Below are 3,106 nucleotides of genomic sequence, written 5' to 3'. Positions count from 1 at the left end.
GGAAATCAAACATTTTTCTTTTAATGAGCAGATATATTACTCCCGGCAGAAGGAGGATTAGCGTCTGATGGTTGGCCAGGCCGAGCCCGAAGAGAAAAGCCGCGGCCAGAGCGTTTTTTTTAAAAGGCGAATACAGCAGGTATATTATCGCGCATGCGAAAAGAAGATTAAGCGTGAAGACCTCGGCGACCCCCGCTGATGAGAACACGGCAGGAGCAAGCGCGAAATACAGAAGCAGGCTCGCCGAGGCAAAGCGGCACATAAAGAGCATCGCGGAAAACACAAAAATCGCATTGATAAAATTCATGCGGTAGGCCATATTGCCCGCGGGAAAAATCTTTGACAAAGCCGAGGTGATTATGACAAAAACCGGATAGCCCGGCGGATGAGCCACCCCCAGTGTTGATGAGGCGGCGATGAGCTCGCCTGAATCACCCACATATACGCTGGGCGCAAGATTGTATAAAAAGATGAAAAACGCCGCTACTGCCGCGGCGAGGACGCTTCTTTTGATCACCACCGTCCCAGAATTATTCTATTTTCCTTCACTTTCTTACGGGAGGGAAAAGCTTCTTTTCTTTTCCCGTGCCTTAAAAGAACCTCTCCTTTTGATATCTCAATGCTTGATTCTTCCCGCGGGTAACGCGCATATAAGATATTGGCGGCGAGAAAGGCCTTCTCAAGCCCGTCGGCCCGGCCGAAGTTCCAGATCTCATCCGGCTGCGCCAATCGGTAATTTTCTTCGTATATCGACTCGTTCTTAAGCTTACGCACGAGCGTAAGAGCCTCTTTATCAGTCATGTTTTGGGTAGCTTCCAGCGAGACGGGGTTGCGGGTGAGAGCGGCATAGGCAAAAGGCCCTATTTCGCATTCTCTCATGTCGCGTAAGGCGTAAAAAGCCAGATCAGCGCCCTCGTTCTCACTTCGTATAGCCGAGAGTCTTTTGATAACAGCCTGTCTGTCCATGCCGGGATCAATACCCAACGGCGTTTCTTGAACGACTATTTTCTTTTTGATATCGGGAAGATCCGCCGCAGTGACGCAGAATTCTTTGATGGCAGAGATGAGTTTCCGGAAACTGAAACATCCTATGGAAATTTTTTCTTCAAAAATTTTAACACTTTTTATATCGGAGAAATCCAAGGGACGGGATGAAAGATAATGCTCTATATCATTTAGCACGATTCTTCCGGGAAGCGCACAAGCGTGAAAATCCGTCGGCGCGACTGTGTCGATGAGCTCTTTTCTTGTGCTGTCTGTGAGCAAATAAGGATGTTTCAACTCGTATTCAAAGAGCGTATCCAGGCCCACGTAGCGGTCATGGCCGCAGATAATGCCCCTCACCTGGAAACATTTGTGAAGATCCCTGTGGCGGCGGAGAAAAGCCCCCAGCACCGGAGTCGTGAGTTCGGTTTTCAGATAACACCCCAGTTTTTTTCTCAGCCGCCCGTATTCCACCGGATCTATTGTGGCTTTTTCATAGAGCGTGTGGATGTAACCGCTTTCATGCGAGACAACAGTGACTTTTTCGTTTTCAAGAGCCCTGCGGGCTTTAACGGAAAGAGCCGTGCCGTTGAACCACATGTTTTTTGTGACAATCCTTCTGTTGTTGGTAAGAACGCCTTTTCCGAGATTCACGAAATTCTGCGAATGAAGGGGTGTGCCCATAAGAAAAATATCTTTCAGCGGAATCCCCGCAACGATAAAAAGCGCCGCAGCGTACAGCGCCGCCAGCGAAACGCACTCCCCCGCACCTGATGAATAGAATTTTTTGCCACGGAAGGCGTCCATGGCTTCCACCGTTTCGGTTTTCCAGTAAGGTATTATTTCATCCGTGTATTTTTCAAGGCCGAAATGCCGCCTTATGTCTATATCAAAATAATATTTATCGCCCTCATAACCGAAAAGCGCGTTTGACCGGGCGAGGATTTTTTCATCCACGAAATCACTGAAGCGCGCCATTTCCCTGCTCTTGGATGTGAGCCCCCATGTCTCAATATCCAGATTGAAAGCGTAATTGTCCATGATAAACTGCTTGAGCCTGTGGATCCGCCTGAGAGGAGACATCTTTTGTATTCCCTCAAACCACGGATGAAGGCGCCAGCGCCATATTTTAGGCGACATTATGTTCGCGAGAACAAGGCTGTAAAGAAGTTCGGGGAAGACGAATATTTCCATATCAGACAATGTAACCGCCGAGGATTTTCTCTCAAGATCTATTCCGGATTTACGCATATAAAAATTTACCGCCGGGACGGACGGGAATCAGCACTCTTTTGACAAAAGGAATTCCGCGGTCTTAATAAGCGCTTTTTTCATATCCCTTTCTTTTTATCAAATGTCAAGCCGGGAACTTCTGTTTCTCTATGAAACCGGCGGCAAAAGCCGCCGCAATACCCATAAAAAAACCGGCGGCGGCGGCAACGCCGGCAATTTTCTTTTTCTTCGGCGAAACAGGGGAGTCGGGGACAACGGCTTTTGATATGATCTTTATATCGCCCAACTTCGCCGCCGAAGCTATTGATACCTCTGTTATACGCGAAAAAAGAGAATTATATCTGGTTTTGGCTATGGTGTGAGCCCTTGAACTCTCATCTCTGATAATTTTCAGCTCCGCGACTTTCGTCTCAAGAGCATACACATCTTTGTATAGTATTTCTTTTTCCGATTTCAGATAATTCAACTCGTTTAAAAGGAATTCAACATCAACGGCAACTTCTGCGATCTCGGATTCAAGTTTACGGTAAATGGGATTGAGCTCTTCCGAATAAATCTTCTGGCCTTTTACAGCGGAAAGATCTTTACCCTCAATAATTTTATCCCACAGCACATCGTCCGCAACGGCTTTGGCCATACTCTTATACTGTTTGTGCTTTTTGATCTCGTTTTTCAGAGCCGTCAAACGTATCTGCTGGATTTTCAATTTTTTTTCATTTCCTATGATCGCCGTCTGGATAGACTCCAGTTTCGCTTTTTTCACCTCAAGCTCGGATGACTTCAAATCAATGTTGTTTTTAATGGAAAGCTCTGAAAGTTTCCGTTCTTCCGCCACCATTTCGGCTTCGGCTTTTTTTAATTCGCTGTAAAGAAAAGATTGGGAGGCTTC

The 3,106-nt window shown here is 46.7% G+C and carries 3 protein-coding genes; all 3 read right to left on the bottom strand.

What is annotated here, in order from left to right:
* On the bottom strand, positions 1–520 hold a 520-nt coding region (locus tag FP827_05680), incomplete at its 3' end, for a DUF2723 domain-containing protein (protein ID MBA3052560.1).
* Positions 514–2,235 (bottom strand): hypothetical protein, encoded by a 1,722-nt coding sequence (locus tag FP827_05675; GenBank protein ID MBA3052559.1) that lies wholly within the window; start codon positions 2,233–2,235, stop codon positions 514–516. The genes FP827_05680 and FP827_05675, both read right to left, overlap by 7 nt.
* A gap of 106 nt (positions 2,236–2,341) precedes the next feature.
* Positions 2,342–3,106: hypothetical protein (locus FP827_05670; protein ID MBA3052558.1), on the bottom strand; the 765-nt coding region annotated here is incomplete at its 5' end.

The organism is Candidatus Omnitrophota bacterium, from assembly GCA_013791745.1.
Classification (GTDB): domain Bacteria; phylum CG03; class CG03; order CG03; family CG03; genus CG03.
This window is presented reverse-complemented; position numbering and strand designations above follow the sequence as displayed.